The organism is Chryseobacterium sp. JM1 (assembly GCF_000737715.1).
In the GTDB taxonomy this organism is placed as follows: Bacteria; Bacteroidota; Bacteroidia; order Flavobacteriales; family Weeksellaceae; genus Chryseobacterium.
This window is the reverse complement of sequence record NZ_JPRN01000021.1, coordinates 1-15,554: the sequence shown is the minus strand read 5'-3', so window position 1 is coordinate 15,554 and position 15,554 is coordinate 1. Positions and strand designations below refer to the sequence as shown.

Here is a 15,554-nt window from a genome sequence, read left to right as displayed (position 1 = left end):
TATGGAATATAACACCCAAAGAACTCAGCTTCATATGCCGGAATACGGCAGAATCATACAGCAGCTGGTTGAACGCTGCAAAGAGCTCCCTACCAAAGAGGAAAGGAGTGAAATGGCTATGGCCATTATCGATTTTATGGGTCAGAGAAACCCTCAACTCCGTGACGAAGAAAATTATAAACATAAACTTTGGGATCATCTTTTCATTTTAGCAGAATATGATCTTGACGTAGACTCCCCATATCCTTTCCCTACCAGAGAACAGCTGGCAGAAAAACCTAAAAGAATGGAATACCCTAAACTTCAGGGTGATTTTAAGTTTTACGGAAAAAGTATCCTTCAACTGATCGATAAAGCTATCGAACTGGAACCAGGCGACGAAAAAGAAGCCCTGATCGAAGTGATTGCGAACAATATGAAGAAGTCGTACAATGTCTATAATAAGGAGCACGTAACGGACGACGTGATTTTCCGTCACCTGAAAGAGCTGTCTGAAAACAGGCTGGACCTTACCGGAATAGAATCTCTCGAAAAGAGCAAGATCTACTACACCAGCAACAACAATAGCCGAAATAACAACAGCAACAACGGCAGAAATAATAACACACGAAACAACAGCAATACGAGTAATAATAAAGACCAGACTAATAAGAGAAGGCATAACAACAACCATAAAAACAGAAAGTAATGAGTGGAACATTTCAGATAAGAGGAGGAAAAAGGCTGCATGGGGAAATCACTCCACAAGGGGCTAAAAATGAAGCTTTACAAATTTTATGTGCTGTCCTGTTAACAGATGAGGAGGTAAGAATCAAAAATATTCCGGACATCCATGACGTCAACAGACTGATTGAAATTTTGGGTGACTTTGGTGTAAAAGTAACCAAGAATGGCCAGGGCGATTTCACATTCAAAGCCGATAAGGTCAATTTCGATTATATAAAATCAGACGAATTTAAAAAAGACGGTGCTAAACTGAGAGGTTCCATTATGCTGATGGGTCCGATGCTTGCCCGTTATGGTGAGGCTTATATGCCAACTCCGGGAGGTGATAAGATCGGAAGAAGAAGGTTAGACACGCACTTCCAGGGACTTGTTGAACTGGGTGCTGAATTCAATTATGATGAAGAAGAATATTTCTATTCATTAAAAGCTAAAGAACTTAGAGGGAAATTTATTCTTCTGGAAGAGGCTTCTGTAACGGGAACAGCGAATATTGTAATGGCTGCTGCCCTTGCCAAAGGAAAAACAAGAATTTACAATGCTGCCTGCGAGCCTTACCTTCAGCAATTATGCAAAATGCTGAACAGAATGGGAGCGAATATTTCAGGAATCGGTTCCAATTTGGTTACGATTGAAGGGGTAGAACATCTTCACGGTACGGAACACACAATGCTTCCGGATATGGTAGAGATCGGATCATGGATAGGTCTTGCTGCCATGACAAAATCTGAAATCACCATCAAAAATGTAAACTGGAGCCAGCTTGGCGTTATCCCGAATACATTCAGAAAATTAGGAATTCAGCTTGAACAGAGTAATGACGATATCTTCATACCTGCTCAGGAAAATTATAAAATCCAAAAGTTTATCGACGGATCTATCCTTACTATTTCAGATGCTCCATGGCCGGGATTCACACCGGATCTATTGTCTATTATTCTGGTAGTAGCTACTCAGGCGAAAGGAAGTCTTTTGGTTCACCAGAAAATGTTTGAATCCAGATTATTCTTTGTAGATAAACTGATTGACATGGGTGCCCAAATTATTTTATGTGATCCACACAGAGCTACAGTAATCGGACTGAACCAGGAAGCTCCTTTGAGAGGAACAACGATGGTTTCCCCGGATATCAGAGCCGGAAACGCACTTCTTATCGCAGCTCTTTCTGCAGAAGGAAAATCGATCATCCACAATATTGAGCAAATCGACAGAGGTTACGAAAATATTGACGGAAGACTGAAAGCCATTGGTGCTGATATTGAAAGAATTTAAGAATACATTTATTCCCATAAAAAAAGCGTTCAAAGTAATTTTTGAACGCTTTTTTTTTTCAGAATGGATGGCTACCAGCCACCGCCTCCACCACCGCCTCCGCCGCCTCCAGAGAATCCACCGCCACCGGATCCGCTGCCGGAACTGGATGGTTTGGTAGATGCAGACTGTATGGACTGCGTAAGACTTGAGTTCAGCGTATTCCCGAAAGCATAATGATTCATTACGCCTCCGTAATACCATGAATTGTTATATTCGGTTGAAGTTCTTTTTAATAAGTCATCAAATTTCTGTCCCCAGATCTGGTCCACTCCCATCACCATCGCAAAAGGAAGCAGGGTTTCAAAAACCTGTGGAGTCATCTGAGGAGGATTGTGGAATTTGAGCTGCTCATTCTCTGCTGCTCCCATATACATTTTGAAACCGTCTATCAGAGATTTCTTTCTCAGTTTCTCTTTCGATGGCTGTTTTATTAAATACTGATACAGTACCATCACTGAAAAACCAAGGGCAAGAAAAATATAGCAGACACTAAAATTAACGCTTTCGGCATCTGAGCCTTCCTGGGAAATAATTCCTCCAATTCCTAAAATAATACTAATGGGAATAGGAATCAGAAACAGAAGCTTCCATGATAATTTATTAGCTAAAAATGCAATTAAAACAAATGCAATAAAAAGAATAATATATAAAATAACTCCGGCGAATACTCTTTCAGCCTCAGGCAATATCTTAAAGCTTATCAATAAACCAAGACCATAAACTATTGTGATAACCAACCATGGCAGTACCAATTTTTTGGTATTATTTCCTTCATTTAAAAAGTCTTCGTACTGAAATTTGAGTGTTTCTTTGAAGTTAAGGACTGCTTTTTCAATTTTCGAATCATATTTTCCATCAAATTTAATGGAATCTTCATACTGCGAAAAGAGGCTGTTCATCAGATTGATCTCTTCTTTAGAAAGGGATTCATCGGCTGGTTTCAGTCTTTGCAGGGTAAAAGTTTTGGTATTAAAAAATCCCAGCACACCGGAATCTTCACCTTCAATAATTTTTACGTAGCCTTTTACAGCAAGATTGACGACAGCAGCGGTCAGATATTTATTTTTAAAACTTTCAGAATTGATATAGCCCATAGAAGCCGGCGAAAGATTTTCAGGAACGTTGAACTGCGGATAAACCGTCGGGGATTCAGGATCTATACCGTATTTTCTCCATGTGGAATAGAGATACAGCATTAGTCCAAAGAATATGATACATGCGCCTATCAGAATTCCATACTTTTCAAGGAAAGTAGGTGGTGGTGGCGGTACCATAATTCCTTTTTTAAAACCTACCGCAACAGTAAGACCTTCATTCGCTTTAAGCCCTGATGCGTTCCACTCAATAGACTGATCGGACAATACTTTAACTGTACAGTTCTGGCTGTTGCTGCCATATTCTCCTGTGTAACAAGAGTTCTGGATGATCCCTGCGCCTTCCGGGAGCGTTACTTTTGCAGAAATAGAATCTACGTCAAAGTCCCAATATGTTCCATTGACATTCCAGTAAAATTCATCGTACTTCGGAAAAAATCCAATCTGATTCTGTGCTTTATATTTTATTTCGTAATCGTAAGTTCCGGGATCCAGGATGATATCTTTGTTTCCGGCGTATATTTTCAAATAGCCGTCTCCTGTTTCTTCATGGTAATTTTCATCAATTCCGTTTTTTTTCACAGAAAGGATATCATATTGTACCCTCTGTGTTTTATTGTTCAGATTTCTTGATAAAGGAAGAGCCCGGAAAATTCCTCTTTTGATGCTATTTCCAAGGCTGTATACTTTAATGTTTTCCGTAACGGTAATTCCCGAATTTTTATCCACCTCAATATCCGAATGGAAAGAAATAATTTTTTCCGGCCCGATAACAGACAACTGATCTGCCCTCGCCAATTCATTTTGAGCAAAGGCGATGAGAAAGAACTGAAGAAAGAAAAGCAGTAACCACTTTTTCATTTCCTAGAATTTTACAGTTGGAACTTCTCTTTCTGCAATATTGTCCAGCTCGAAGAACGGGGATTTCTCAAATTTGTACATATTCGCGATGATATTGCTCGGGAAAGATTCTACCAACGTATTGTTTTCACGGACTGTTCCGTTGTAGTATCTTCTTGATTTTTCAATATCATTTTCTATAGAAGTAAGTTCTCCCTGCAATTGTTGAAAATTCGCGTTAGCTTTCAGATCAGGATATTGTTCAGCTACCGCAAATAAATTCATCATCGCCTGATTCAGGTTTTTCTCCGCAGCTTCTTTAGACTGAACGGAATCGGCACCTACAGCCTGAGTTCTTGCTCTGATTACACTGTCAAGGGTCTCACGCTCATGAGTAGCATAGCCTTTCACCGTTTCCACAAGATTGGGAATAAGGTCATGACGTTTTTTAAGCATTACATCTATGCTGCTCCACGCTTCCTGAACCAGATTTCTCAGTTTGACAAGTCGGTTGTAGATGGATACTGCGTAAAGCGCAAACACAACAGCTAAAGCAATAATAATAACTATGGTCATAATTTTTTATTTTGTATGCTTTAAAAGTAGTGTTTTTTTAAATCTGAACTGGTAATTAAAAAGTTGGATAAAAATATTTTAGCAAATTTTATTGTTTGAAACAAAAAAGTACCCGGAAAACCGGATACTTTCTGTAATTAAAACTATATGAATCTCCCCTAAAAATACTTACGGCAGTGGTATTCCACCATGGTATTTAAAAGTTTATTTTTATTCAGATAAAACTCCAGCTTCTGGTAGTCTTCTGAATTAACATTAATATATAACTGTACCGAACCAAAACTGTTTCCATTCACATATTCTACATTGGCAGACAACACCCTGTGGCATATCCCAAACTGATTATAAATGGTATTCATCAAATGCTCAAATTTCATTTTGCCATTCAATTCTATTTCCAGTATCAGTTCTTTTTTAGGCAGTCCAATGGTAGTATTGGGTATTATCTGCAGCGTAGGATTAGGTGTAATCATCACTAAACAATTTTTTGGTTAAACATTTTCTAGATCATGGTTGCTTTCTTGCGTTAAATCTTTGACAAAAATATAAAAAATTATTAGTCTACCAAATTAGTGGACTAATAATTTTAAATTTTAACATATTTATTTTTCAATCCGGGAAATAAGGAGAAGATATACTGAACAATCTTTGGGCTTAATTGTCTCACGCAGATTGAACAGATCATGCAGATTTTTTAAAACAAAAGATATTTCCCACGGATGACACAGATTTTCTTTTACTCATCATACATCAGCAAGTCCGCTTCATCGAATCAACGGAGTTGATTCTCTCTTTGCCATCTTAAAGTCTTCATGATTATCATAGAACTTTGCGTTTGAAAATTTCACACGGATTCAAGCATCTTTTTTTTACACAACAAAAAAATACCCTCAAAGATCATTCAAGTCTTTAAGGGTAATAGTATTGATGAGATTTTATTTACAACTCTCCTACTCTTTCCAGTTTATCGGAAGCTGCCAGTCCATTGGGGTTGCATCCCGGTTTTCCTTCCGGAACTTCTAAGTTTTTCTTCTTGTAAAATTCAGTCCAGAACTCATTGATTTTTCCGGTTTTTGGATCGATAAATGTCATGGGCTCCAACTTGAAGATATTATGTTCACGAAACGCTCTCTCAATATAATCTGAGCAGTAGTAAGAATTTTCGTCTAGAATATAATTGAAGTTATACGGCTTTCCAAGCATAGTTTCTGCTTTTTCAAGTGCTGCCGGAACAGATTTCTGATATTCAGATTTCAAACGGTATATCACGACTTTCTGCCCGTCATCGGACTGATCTTTAAGGAAAGAAGCTAAGTCCTGTTTTTGAGAACCTCCTTTTGGAGCGGCATGAAGCACATACCAATGATTATTTTCTTTTTCTGCTATTCCGATATGATCAAAGGATGCTTCTTTTTGTTTTTGAGTGACATTATTGATCGCTCCCGAAAGTCCGGTTTCTTTCGCCGTCACAAAAAGCAGGTCCCCATTTTTCAAAGGCCCGGTTTTCGGATGTGGCGTACAATACTGCAGCAGAAGCGTTACAGCAAAGAAAAGAACGCAGGTAAATATTTGTATCGCTTTCTTCAGCGGATCTTTATTAACTTTAATCATAGTACATTATCATTGAGCGGTCAAATTTACAAATTGTATTCATAACAGGTATGTGAAAATACTTAATTACCTTTGCAGGACAGCAATAAAACCAGATTTCTATGCCTCATATCCTACTCGTTGAAGATGACAAAAGACTTTCGCAGCTGATTGCGAGAGGACTGATGGAACATGATATGGAAGTCAATACCGCTGCTGACGGTGAAACGGCCTTAAAGCTTACTGAATTGCTGAACTTTGACCTCATCATTACAGATATTATTCTTCCTGTGAAAAACGGTCTGGAATTTTGCAAAGAAATCAAGGCTTTGAAACCTGAAATCCCAGTCATTATGTTAACCGCGCTGGGAACGACAGATGACAAACTGGAAGGTTTTGATTCGGGGGCAGATGATTATCTGACCAAGCCATTTGAAATGAGGGAGCTTTTGGCCAGAGTCAAGGTTTTACTTAAAAGATATTCCACCTATCGTCCGGAAACCTCAACTTTACTGCAATATGAAGATATTGAGATGGATCTGAAACTGAAAACCGTTACCCGTTCCGGAAACCTGATCAAATTGACTCCCAAAGAATTTAATCTGATGAAATTTCTGCTTGAAAATCCTGAAAGGGTGCTTTCCCGTCATGAGATTGCAGAAAATGTTTGGGATACTCATTTTGATACAGGCACGAATTTCATTGATGTTTACATTAATTATATCAGAAAAAAAATAGACCGCAGCTTTGAAACCAAGCTCATCCATACCAGGGCGGGCATGGGATTTATTTTAAAAAAGGGCTACGAAGACAGTTCCAATAATTAAAAAATACGGAATGAAAGTTAGAACCAGGCTTACTTTACTGTTTACACTAGTGACTGCAACGCTCATCAGCTTTTATGGGGCTGCCATTTACTATTCGTCAAAGGAAGCCAGGGAAACTTCGTTTTATACAGAACTTAAAAGTGAAGCTGTAGCCAAAGCCAACCTCTTTTTCCAAGGTGATTTGAGTGAAAAGGAAATGCATCAGCTGTACAAAAATAATACGCAGACTTTAAGCGAAGTTCAGGTGGCCATTTATGATTCCGGGTTCAATCTTGTGTATCATGATGATTCGAAAGTAGATTATGTGAAGGAAAATGCTGAAATGCTTTCCAAAATTTTCAAAAGTAAGCAGCTTTTCTTTTTTCTGGATGATTTTCAGGTGGCGGGAATTGTTTATTCTCACAAGGGAAAACAATATGCCATCACTGCGGCCGCTTATGATCAGTATGGTTATAATTCGATTAATCATTTGCTGACGATCAGTATTATTTCATTCATTATTATTCTCGTGCTTATTTATCTGGCGGGTCTTTTTCTCTCGAAAAAAGCACTCAGCCCAGCGGTTAAAATGGTGGAACAGATCAAAAGAATCAATGCCGGAAAACTACAGCTGAGACTGGATGAGTCCGAAGAGAAAGGAGAATTTCACGAACTTGAAAAAAGTTTCAATCAAATGCTGGAAAGACTGGATCATTCCTTCAGTACACAAAAGCATTTTGTTTCCAATATTTCCCACGAACTGAATACTCCACTAGCTGCTATGACCGCAGAGTTGGAACTGGCTCTACAAAAAAATTATACTCAGGAAGAATATCAGAAAATCATTCTGAATGCATTAACGGATGTAAAAAACATGAGCAAACTTTCCGGAAGCTTAATGGATCTTGCCAAAGCCAGCTATGATCCTGCAGAAATAAGTTTCTCTGAGATCAGAATCGATGAAATCCTGATGGATTCTTATGCTAAAATCAGAAAAGAAAATCCGCAGTATACCATCCATCTGAATATTGATCCCGAGATAGACGAGCAGAAACTGATTCACAGAGGAAATCCTTATCTTCTTCTGGTGGCATTCAACAATCTTATTGATAATGCCTGTAAATATGCTTCAGATGACACCTGCCGTATTGATGTCGGATTGGTCGCTGATCATCTTTCCATCCAATTCATCAATAACGGAATCTCCATTTCTGAAAAAGATCAGCAGAACATCTTCAAACCGTTCTACAGAGCCGAAAATTCTTTCGATAAAAAAGGATACGGAATCGGTCTCTACCTTACCCAAAAGATCATCGATCTTCATCATGCCAGAATTCAGGTTTCTTCTGGGAAAAACACGACTAGCTTTCAGATTGTTTTTTGAGACCAGATGCCAGATATCAGATTTCAGACAGAATCGTAATGAAATAGAAATTTAGATTTATTTTAATCGTTAATAAAGTTTCGAGATACACGTTTCGGGTTTCGAGGTTTGAACCAGCAACTTGCCAACTAGCAACTAGCAACTATCAACTAGCAACTAAATTCCACTTTCATACACTCTCCGACTCTAAAACACTCCAACTCTAAAACCCTCAAACCCTACTACTCTCCAACTTCTAACTTCTCTAATAGAATTCTAATAACATTCTAAAACATCTCTAACGGCCTGCCACAGCCGTTATTTCTACTTTTGCAGCAAAATAATTCAAACTATGGACACAGATCCTGCCAGTTATTATCAACCTTAAGGCTTTCCTGAGCATACTTTTTCCGTGTGCCTGAAAAAAGGCCTGCAAAAAAGAAAAAGTTATGAATACATTAGAATTTGGCACACGCTTACTGACCGCTCTTATTTTGGGTGCCTCCATCGGTTTTGAAAGACAGTGGCATCAGAAAAGTGCGGGCCTCAGAACGAATACTCTGGTATGTCTGGGATCGGCGGCATTTGTTTTACTATCCCTCAGAATCGGAGGTGATGCTACGGGAAGAATCGCTTCCTATATTGTGAGCGGCATTGGCTTTCTCGGGGGTGGCGTCATCATGAAGGACGGACTTACCGTACGCGGACTGAATACCGCTGCTACCATCTGGTGTTCTGCCTCTGTAGGCTCACTGGCAGCTTTGGGATTTGTTACCGAGGCAGGAATGACAGCCGGACTTATTATTTTAACGCATACTATATTACGCCCGCTGGGAAAAACATTAGGTTCAAAAACCATCCGCACCAGCACTTCCGAATACCTTATCACGATTAAATGCAGAACGGAAATTGAAAACCATGCGAGAGTTTTACTGATGCAGTCATTCAATTCCACCGATCAGATCTTGCTCAAATCCCTTACCAGCGACGATACAGACACCCCTGAAAACATTATTATTTCCGCCGAAGTATATTCCGCTTCCCCACAGGATAATATTATAGAAAAGGCAGTGAGCAGACTCACCCTGGAAGATAAAATCACAAGGGTAAGCTGGGAAATCATCGGCACTGAAAGCGATTTATAAACCTAAAAAATCAATGTAAAATGATCCATTTAAACAAACAACGACCTCTAAATATAGGCTCTATGAAAATACTGATCTTCTCTCCTGTTTTTGCCCTTATCATTTCCTGTAGCGGTAAAAAAGAAGAACCTCAACAAAAAGAAGCATTCCACATTCTGGGAAATCGAGTGACCATAAAGAACAACGATCCTGTCTTGAAGAAAATTACTACAGAAACGGTGACTGAACAGGAATCCGGCAACAGCATTACCTCAGCCGGAACCATAGAAACCATTCCTAATAATTATGCGGAAATAGCGAGTCCGTTTTCGGGAAGGGTGATCAGATCCTTTGTCAGTATCGGACAGCACGTCAATGCAGGAAGTCCGGTTTTTGAAATCCTTGCTCCCGGATATTCTTCGGTCCAGAAAGATTATTCCGATGCCTTGAATGATGTGAGACTGGCAGAAAAAAATTACAAACGTCAGCAGGATCTTGTGAAACATGGCGTGGGCATTCAAAAAGAACTGGAAGAGGCAGAAACCGAATATAAAAATAAAAAGACATCTCTATCCAATGCTTCATCAACATTGAATGCATATAACAGCAAGAGTTCGGGAGGAACCTACATTATAAAAGCTCCGATCAGCGGAGAAATTATTTCCAACAAAATCGTCACCGGACAATATTTAAAAGAAGACTCGGAACCTGTTGTGATTATCGCTGAACTTTCAAAAGTATGGATTAGTGGTGCTGTGAAAGAGAAAGATATCCGTTTTATCAGTCCGGGAGACCCTGTATCCGTGAAAGTCAATACCTATCCGGATATGGAAATTACCGGAAAAGTGTATCATATCAGTGAACTGGTAGATGAAGATACCCGAAGTATTAAGGTCCTGATTCAATGTGATAATCCGCAAAGAAAATTAAAACCCGGAATGTACGCAGCCGTTACCTACTCTGCAGGAACAGAAAAAGCGGTGGTGATTCCTTCCGGTGCTCTGATGCAGCAGGGAGACCGTCAGTATGTCTGGATACAATCCGCTAAGCAGGAATTTATAAAACGTATCGTTGTTCCCGGTAATACTTCTGAAAAAACAGTAAGAATCAATTCAGGACTTAAACCGGGAGATATCATCATGACTCAGGGTGGGATTTATATGCCGGATACCCAATAATAACCTTTAAAAGTCCGGAAACTTTCGCCTGCCAAACAAGAAGATTTCCAGACATTCAATACTCTTATGAAAAAATTACTCACACTCTCCATACAGAAGAGATGGCTGATGCTTGCCCTCTTCTTACTATTAGGAATTTTCGGATATTATTCATGGATTAAACTTTCCGTGGAAGCCTATCCGGATATTGCCGACACGACATCACAGGTGGTGACCCAGGTTCCGGGACTCGCTGCTGAAGAAATAGAACAACAGATTACCATTCCTCTGGAAAGATCTCTGAACGGTCTTCCGGGAATGCACATTATGAGAAGCAAAAGCACCTTCGGACTGTCTATCATCACGATGGTCTTCGATGATGGTGTAGATGACTACTGGGCAAGACAGCGTATTCAGGAAAGATTATCCGAAGCAGAACTTCCCTATAACGCACAGCCCGGTTTGGATCCATTGACCTCTCCTGTGGGAGAAATCTACCGCTACATCATTGAAGGTAATGGACAAAGTCTGAGAGAACTTACAGATCTGCAGAATTTTGTCATTATCCCAAGAATCAAACAGGTGACAGGCATTGCAGATGTGACGAATTTTGGCGGAATCACCACCCAGTTTCAGATCGAATTGAATCCTCAAAAACTGGATCAGTATGGATTGTCTTTATCTGAAGTCACTGAAACCATCACGAAAAACAACAGCAACGCCGGAGGAAGTATGCTCCCGAGAGGTGACCTGGCTTATGTCGTACGTGGAATCGGGCTCATCAAAGATTTAGATGATCTTGGGAAAATTGTCATTAAAACAGAAAAAGGAGTTCCCGTATTTCTGAATGATGTAGGAACTCTGAAGTACGGGAATCTTGAAAGAAAAGGAATTCTGGGCTATACAGACAGAAACCGTAATTATAACGAAAGTACAGGAGGAATTGTGCTTCTGTTAAAAGGGCAAAATCCTTCCGTAGTTTTAAAGGATGTTCATCAGGCTATTGAGGAACTGAACACCCATACTCTTCCGGCAGGTGTAAAAATTCACGCTTATCTGGACCGTACCGATCTCGTGAATACAACGCTGACTACAGTTACCCATACTTTAACGGAGGGAATTGTTCTGGTCATTATTATTCTGATTGTATTTCTGGGAAGCTGGAGAGGAGCATTACTTGTAGCGATCACTATTCCACTATCACTGCTTATTGCATTTATTCTGATGTACTTTACTCATATTCCTGCTAATCTTTTGTCATTAGGTGCAATAGATTTTGGGATTATTGTAGACGGATCCATCGTGATGCTGGAAGTGATTTTGAAAAAGAGAGAAGATCATCCCGAACAGGAACTGGAAGAAAAAACCATCATCCAGAGAGCAACAGAAATTGCAAAACCTATTTTCTTTTCGACTGTCATTATCATCACCGCTTATCTTCCGCTGTTTGCTTTTGAACGCGTCGAGAAGAAACTCTTCACTCCCATGGCGTTTACCATCGGATATGCATTGTTGGGAGCATTGGCAGCAGCACTGATCTTAATTCCCGGACTGGCTTACGTCATCTATAAAAAACCACAGAAAATTTTTCATAACCGATGGCTTGAAAAAATAAGCAGTCTGTATGGTAAAAGAATCGAAAGAATCATCAAAGCTCCTAAAAAAATGCTGATTCCCGCAGGTGTCATATTGTTTTCCGCAGGTCTCCTTTCTTTTATGGTGGGTAAAGATTTCCTGCCGGAACTGGATGAAGGATCTATCTGGCTTCAGGTACAGCTTCCACCCGGAATTTCATTAGACAAAGCGAAAGAAATGAGTGATTCTTTACGTACTCAGACCATGAAACATTCCGAAGTGACTTATGTAATGGTACAGGCCGGAAGAAATGATGACGGAACAGACCCGTGGACCGCTTCCCATTTTGAAGTTTCCGTCGGAATAAGGCCTTACAAAGAATGGGCATCAGGAAAAACCAAAGCAGATCTTATCAAAGAACTGGCTGATGATTATAAAAATATGCCAGGATTTTCCGTAGGATTTTCCCAACCTATGATTGATGGAGTGATGGATAAAATTTCTGGTGCACACAGTGAACTGGTCGTAAAAGTATATGGTGATGATTTTGGCGGAACCAGAAAAATTGCCGAACAGATCCTTTCCACTTTAAAAAAGATTCCGGGTTCTGCCGATCTCGCTATCGATCAGGAACCGCCGCTTCCTCAGCTGCAAATCATTGCAGACCGGGATAAAATTGCACAGTATGGTCTGAATGTTTCCGATGTAGCCGACCTCATCGAAACCGCTCTGGGTGGAAAAGCGATTTCACAAATATTTATCGGCAATAAAGTCTATGATATTTCGTGCCGGTATGCCGAAGACAGCCGGAATACTCCGGATAAGGTCGGAAATCTTATGCTGACTTCAGCTTCAGGAGCTAAAATACCGCTTTCACAAGTGGCTGAAATCAAACTGAGCACCGGAGAAAGTACGATTACCAGAGAAATGAATAAGAGACATCTTACGGTTAAACTGAACTTAAGGGATCGTGATTTATCTTCTTTCCTGAAGGAAGCACAGGATACCATCGAAAAAGACATCCGCTATGATCATCAGAAGTACCAGATCAAATGGGGCGGACAGTTTGAAAATAAAAACAGGGCCTATTCCCGACTGGCCTTCATCGTTCCGCTGGCTTTGGCTGTGATGTTCTTACTGCTTTACGGAGCATTCGGAAGTTTCAGACAGGCACTTGTTCTGATGAGTATTATTCCATTGGCATTATTCGGAGGTATGCTTGCGCTGAATGTACGCGGGATGACTTTAAATGTTTCTTCGGCGGTCGGCTTTATTGCGCTGTTTGGAGTGGCGGTACAGAATGGAGTGATTATGGTCTCGCATATCAACACGCTCAGAAAACAGGGATTGAATTTAAAAACATCTGTAATCAAAGGAGCGGAAGACCGTTTCAGACCTGTACTGATGACTGCTTCTGTGGCTGTCATAGGATTATTTCCGGCTTCATTAGCTACCGGAATTGGGTCGGATGTGCAGAGACCTCTGGCTACAGTGATCGTGTACGGTCTTATGTTTTCAACACTCCTTACTTTATTTATCCTGCCGGCGATCTATTATCTCGCAGAATATCGTTTTGATCAACCTAAATTAACATCAGATGAAAGCTAAAATCACTTTAATTATATCAATAGGCCTGTTATTTCCAATTGTACTGAAAGCTCAGGAAAAGGAAACTTTAAATTTCTCCACTTATCTGAATGAAGTCAGGGAAAAAAATTTAAGCTACGCTGCTCAGAAATACAATGTGAGCATGGCTGAAGCTTCCATCCTGACAGCAAGCATTTTCCCCGATCCTCAGCTTGAAATGGAAACCTCGGATAGCGGGGTTTCCAAAAAGATGGGCTACACCATCGGAACTTCATTAAGTTGGACACTCGAGCTAGGCAGAAAAAGAAAAGCAAGGATAGAAACGGCAAAAAATCAGGCTGAATACACCAAACTTCTGCTTCAGTACTTTTTGAGAAATCTTGTAGCCGATGCTTCTCTCGGATATATTGAGGCGTTAAAAACAAAAGCTTTGGTGGACGTTCAGAAAGATTCTTATCTCAGTATGCAGCAGCTTGCCCAATCCGACAGTATCCGGTACAAACTGGGAGCTATTTCTCAGGTTACCTCCAAGCAAAGCAGACTGGAAGCTTCTTCTTTACTGAATGATCTCTATATGGCAGAAAGCAGCAGCAGACAGGCTTTCTCAGCACTTTCCGTATTTTTAGGAACGGGTTTGGAAGAAAAGAATATTAGTGGAGATTTCAAAGCTTTTAGCAGAGATTTCAATCCTGAAGATCTGATTCTCGAGGCGGTTAATAACAGAACTGATCTTCTGGCTTCCAAACAGAACATCAATACGGCGGCGAGTCTTGTTCAGCTTGAAAAATCTAAACGGGTCATAGACCTCGGACTTAGTGTAGGCGCAGAGCATCATACATGGGCAACGAACGAAATTGCTCCCTCACCTGCCGTGAATGCTGTAAAACTGGGAGCAAGTATTCCTCTGAAATTTTCGAACCGTAGAAATGCGGATCTGAAAATAGCGGAAATGGCACGTATGCAGGCAGAAACAGACTACAAACAGATTCAAAACAGTGTCCGAACGGAGGTTATGCAGGCTTATCAGCAGTATTTTGCAACACAGAAGCAGTTGAAACAGTTTGATAATGGAATGCTTTCAGAGGCGAAAAATATTCTGGACGGCATCAGCTACAGCTATCAGCGGGGTGAAAGTTCTATTCTGGAAGTTCTGAATGCGCAGAGAACTTATAATGATATCAGACAGCATTATATTGAAACGTTAGCTGAAAATGCGGCAGCCCTTGTAGAACTGGAAAGGAAAACTGGGATTTGGGATATTGATTTTTGAGGTTAAACTTTTTTTGTTCCCACAGATTTTCCGGATGACGCGGATGATTATGTTTTTAATGTTTAATATTTGACCACCCCGTCAAAAATTCTTTGAATTTTCGCCACCCCTCCATGGGAGGGGAACGTACCCGCAGCTTGAATAGTCATTATATTTTCACTTCGGTACGCTCTGGCAATAATAAAAAAATCAAATATTTTTTTGAAACTTATGTGTACTTCTTATCCATGAAGTATTTAATCTTCAAATAACTTAAGTGTTCAAAAAATTTTGTGGCTTTTGTGGTAATTAAATATTCTTTTTTAACCACGGATTATTCATAGGGACACAGATGATTTTGGATATCTGTATAGAAAAAATTTCACGGAAAGGGGCTTCGAGAGCCTCCTTTAGATTAGCAGAGGATAAAAGTTATTAACTTTAGAGAAAGAGAAAGCATTTAATTAAACTAAGAGTGCCTCCGAATAAGATTCATGGGCTGATAAAGAATTAAATGCTTTATTCATTTAAAACTCAAATAGAAATACGGGATTAA

12 protein-coding genes are annotated in these 15,554 nt (G+C 39.9%); 8 read left to right on the top strand and 4 right to left on the bottom strand.

Annotation, left to right across the window (positions count from 1 at the left end; genetic code table 11):
- The first annotated feature begins 1 nt into the window (after window position 1).
- Window positions 2–688, top strand: coding sequence for a DUF4290 domain-containing protein (locus tag IW22_RS22000; protein ID WP_034731364.1), 687 nt, complete (start codon window positions 2–4; stop codon window positions 686–688).
- On the top strand, window positions 688–1,995 hold the full coding sequence (gene murA / locus IW22_RS21995; RefSeq protein WP_034731362.1) for a UDP-N-acetylglucosamine 1-carboxyvinyltransferase: 1,308 nt from the start codon (window positions 688–690) through the stop codon (window positions 1,993–1,995). Before IW22_RS22000 ends, murA begins: the two co-directional genes overlap by 1 nt.
- Before the next feature lie 71 nt (window positions 1,996–2,066).
- On the opposite strand, the gene IW22_RS21990 is transcribed toward murA, so the two are convergent.
- The 4 genes from IW22_RS21990 to IW22_RS21975 form a co-directional block, all read right to left on the bottom strand.
- The gene (locus IW22_RS21990; RefSeq protein WP_051891352.1) at window positions 2,067–3,992 is read right to left on the bottom strand and encodes a DUF2207 domain-containing protein; all 1,926 of its coding nucleotides are present in this window, start codon (window positions 3,990–3,992) and stop codon (window positions 2,067–2,069) included.
- A gap of 3 nt (window positions 3,993–3,995) precedes the next feature.
- The gene (locus tag IW22_RS21985; protein ID WP_034731360.1) at window positions 3,996–4,547 is read right to left on the bottom strand and encodes a LemA family protein; all 552 of its coding nucleotides are present in this window, start codon (window positions 4,545–4,547) and stop codon (window positions 3,996–3,998) included.
- 158 nt (window positions 4,548–4,705) lie between these two features.
- The gene (locus tag IW22_RS21980) at window positions 4,706–5,020 is read right to left on the bottom strand and encodes an NIL domain-containing protein (protein ID WP_034731359.1); all 315 of its coding nucleotides are present in this window, start codon (window positions 5,018–5,020) and stop codon (window positions 4,706–4,708) included.
- Between the two features lie 466 nt (window positions 5,021–5,486).
- Entirely contained in the window at window positions 5,487–6,158 is a 672-nt protein-coding gene (locus IW22_RS21975; protein ID WP_081874007.1) for a YiiX/YebB-like N1pC/P60 family cysteine hydrolase, read from the bottom strand.
- Window positions 6,159–6,259: 101 nt separating this feature from the next.
- Here IW22_RS21975 and IW22_RS21970 point away from each other — a divergent pair, with 101 nt between their 5' ends.
- From IW22_RS21970 to IW22_RS21945, 6 genes are all read left to right on the top strand, one after another.
- Window positions 6,260–6,964, top strand: coding sequence for a response regulator transcription factor (locus IW22_RS21970; RefSeq protein WP_034731356.1), 705 nt, complete (start codon window positions 6,260–6,262; stop codon window positions 6,962–6,964).
- A gap of 10 nt (window positions 6,965–6,974) precedes the next feature.
- Window positions 6,975–8,327, top strand: coding sequence for an ATP-binding protein (locus IW22_RS21965; RefSeq protein ID WP_034731353.1), 1,353 nt, complete (start codon window positions 6,975–6,977; stop codon window positions 8,325–8,327).
- A 428-nt stretch (window positions 8,328–8,755) separates the two neighbouring features.
- Window positions 8,756–9,451 (top strand): MgtC/SapB family protein, encoded by a 696-nt coding sequence (locus IW22_RS21960; protein ID WP_034731350.1) that lies wholly within the window; start codon window positions 8,756–8,758, stop codon window positions 9,449–9,451.
- 62 nt (window positions 9,452–9,513) lie between these two features.
- Window positions 9,514–10,608: an efflux RND transporter periplasmic adaptor subunit gene (locus IW22_RS21955; RefSeq protein WP_034731348.1), complete on the top strand. Its 1,095-nt coding sequence runs from the start codon at window positions 9,514–9,516 to the stop codon at window positions 10,606–10,608.
- Window positions 10,609–10,674: 66 nt separating this feature from the next.
- A complete protein-coding gene (locus IW22_RS21950; protein ID WP_034731345.1) occupies window positions 10,675–13,770 on the top strand; it encodes an efflux RND transporter permease subunit in 3,096 nt (1,031 codons plus the stop codon).
- Window positions 13,760–15,019 (top strand): TolC family protein, encoded by a 1,260-nt coding sequence (locus IW22_RS21945; RefSeq protein ID WP_051891351.1) that lies wholly within the window; start codon window positions 13,760–13,762, stop codon window positions 15,017–15,019. Before IW22_RS21950 ends, IW22_RS21945 begins: the two co-directional genes overlap by 11 nt.
- Window positions 15,020–15,554 lie beyond the last annotated feature (535 nt).

What these genes read in the sequence shown, in the direction of transcription:
- IW22_RS22000 (WP_034731364.1), top strand. Translation starts at nt 2, where the DNA reads ATGGAATATAACACCCAAAGAACTCAGCTTCATATGCCGGAATACGGC.
- murA (WP_034731362.1), top strand. Translation starts at nt 688, where the DNA reads ATGAGTGGAACATTTCAGATAAGAGGAGGAAAAAGGCTGCATGGGGAA.
- IW22_RS21990 (WP_051891352.1), bottom strand. Translation starts at nt 3,992, where the DNA reads ATGAAAAAGTGGTTACTGCTTTTCTTTCTTCAGTTCTTTCTCATCGCC.
- IW22_RS21985 (WP_034731360.1), bottom strand. Translation starts at nt 4,547, where the DNA reads ATGACCATAGTTATTATTATTGCTTTAGCTGTTGTGTTTGCGCTTTAC.
- IW22_RS21980 (WP_034731359.1), bottom strand. Translation starts at nt 5,020, where the DNA reads ATGATTACACCTAATCCTACGCTGCAGATAATACCCAATACTACCATT.
- IW22_RS21975 (WP_081874007.1), bottom strand. Translation starts at nt 6,158, where the DNA reads ATGATTAAAGTTAATAAAGATCCGCTGAAGAAAGCGATACAAATATTT.
- IW22_RS21970 (WP_034731356.1), top strand. Translation starts at nt 6,260, where the DNA reads ATGCCTCATATCCTACTCGTTGAAGATGACAAAAGACTTTCGCAGCTG.
- IW22_RS21965 (WP_034731353.1), top strand. Translation starts at nt 6,975, where the DNA reads ATGAAAGTTAGAACCAGGCTTACTTTACTGTTTACACTAGTGACTGCA.
- IW22_RS21960 (WP_034731350.1), top strand. Translation starts at nt 8,756, where the DNA reads ATGAATACATTAGAATTTGGCACACGCTTACTGACCGCTCTTATTTTG.
- IW22_RS21955 (WP_034731348.1), top strand. Translation starts at nt 9,514, where the DNA reads ATGAAAATACTGATCTTCTCTCCTGTTTTTGCCCTTATCATTTCCTGT.
- IW22_RS21950 (WP_034731345.1), top strand. Translation starts at nt 10,675, where the DNA reads ATGAAAAAATTACTCACACTCTCCATACAGAAGAGATGGCTGATGCTT.
- IW22_RS21945 (WP_051891351.1), top strand. Translation starts at nt 13,760, where the DNA reads ATGAAAGCTAAAATCACTTTAATTATATCAATAGGCCTGTTATTTCCA.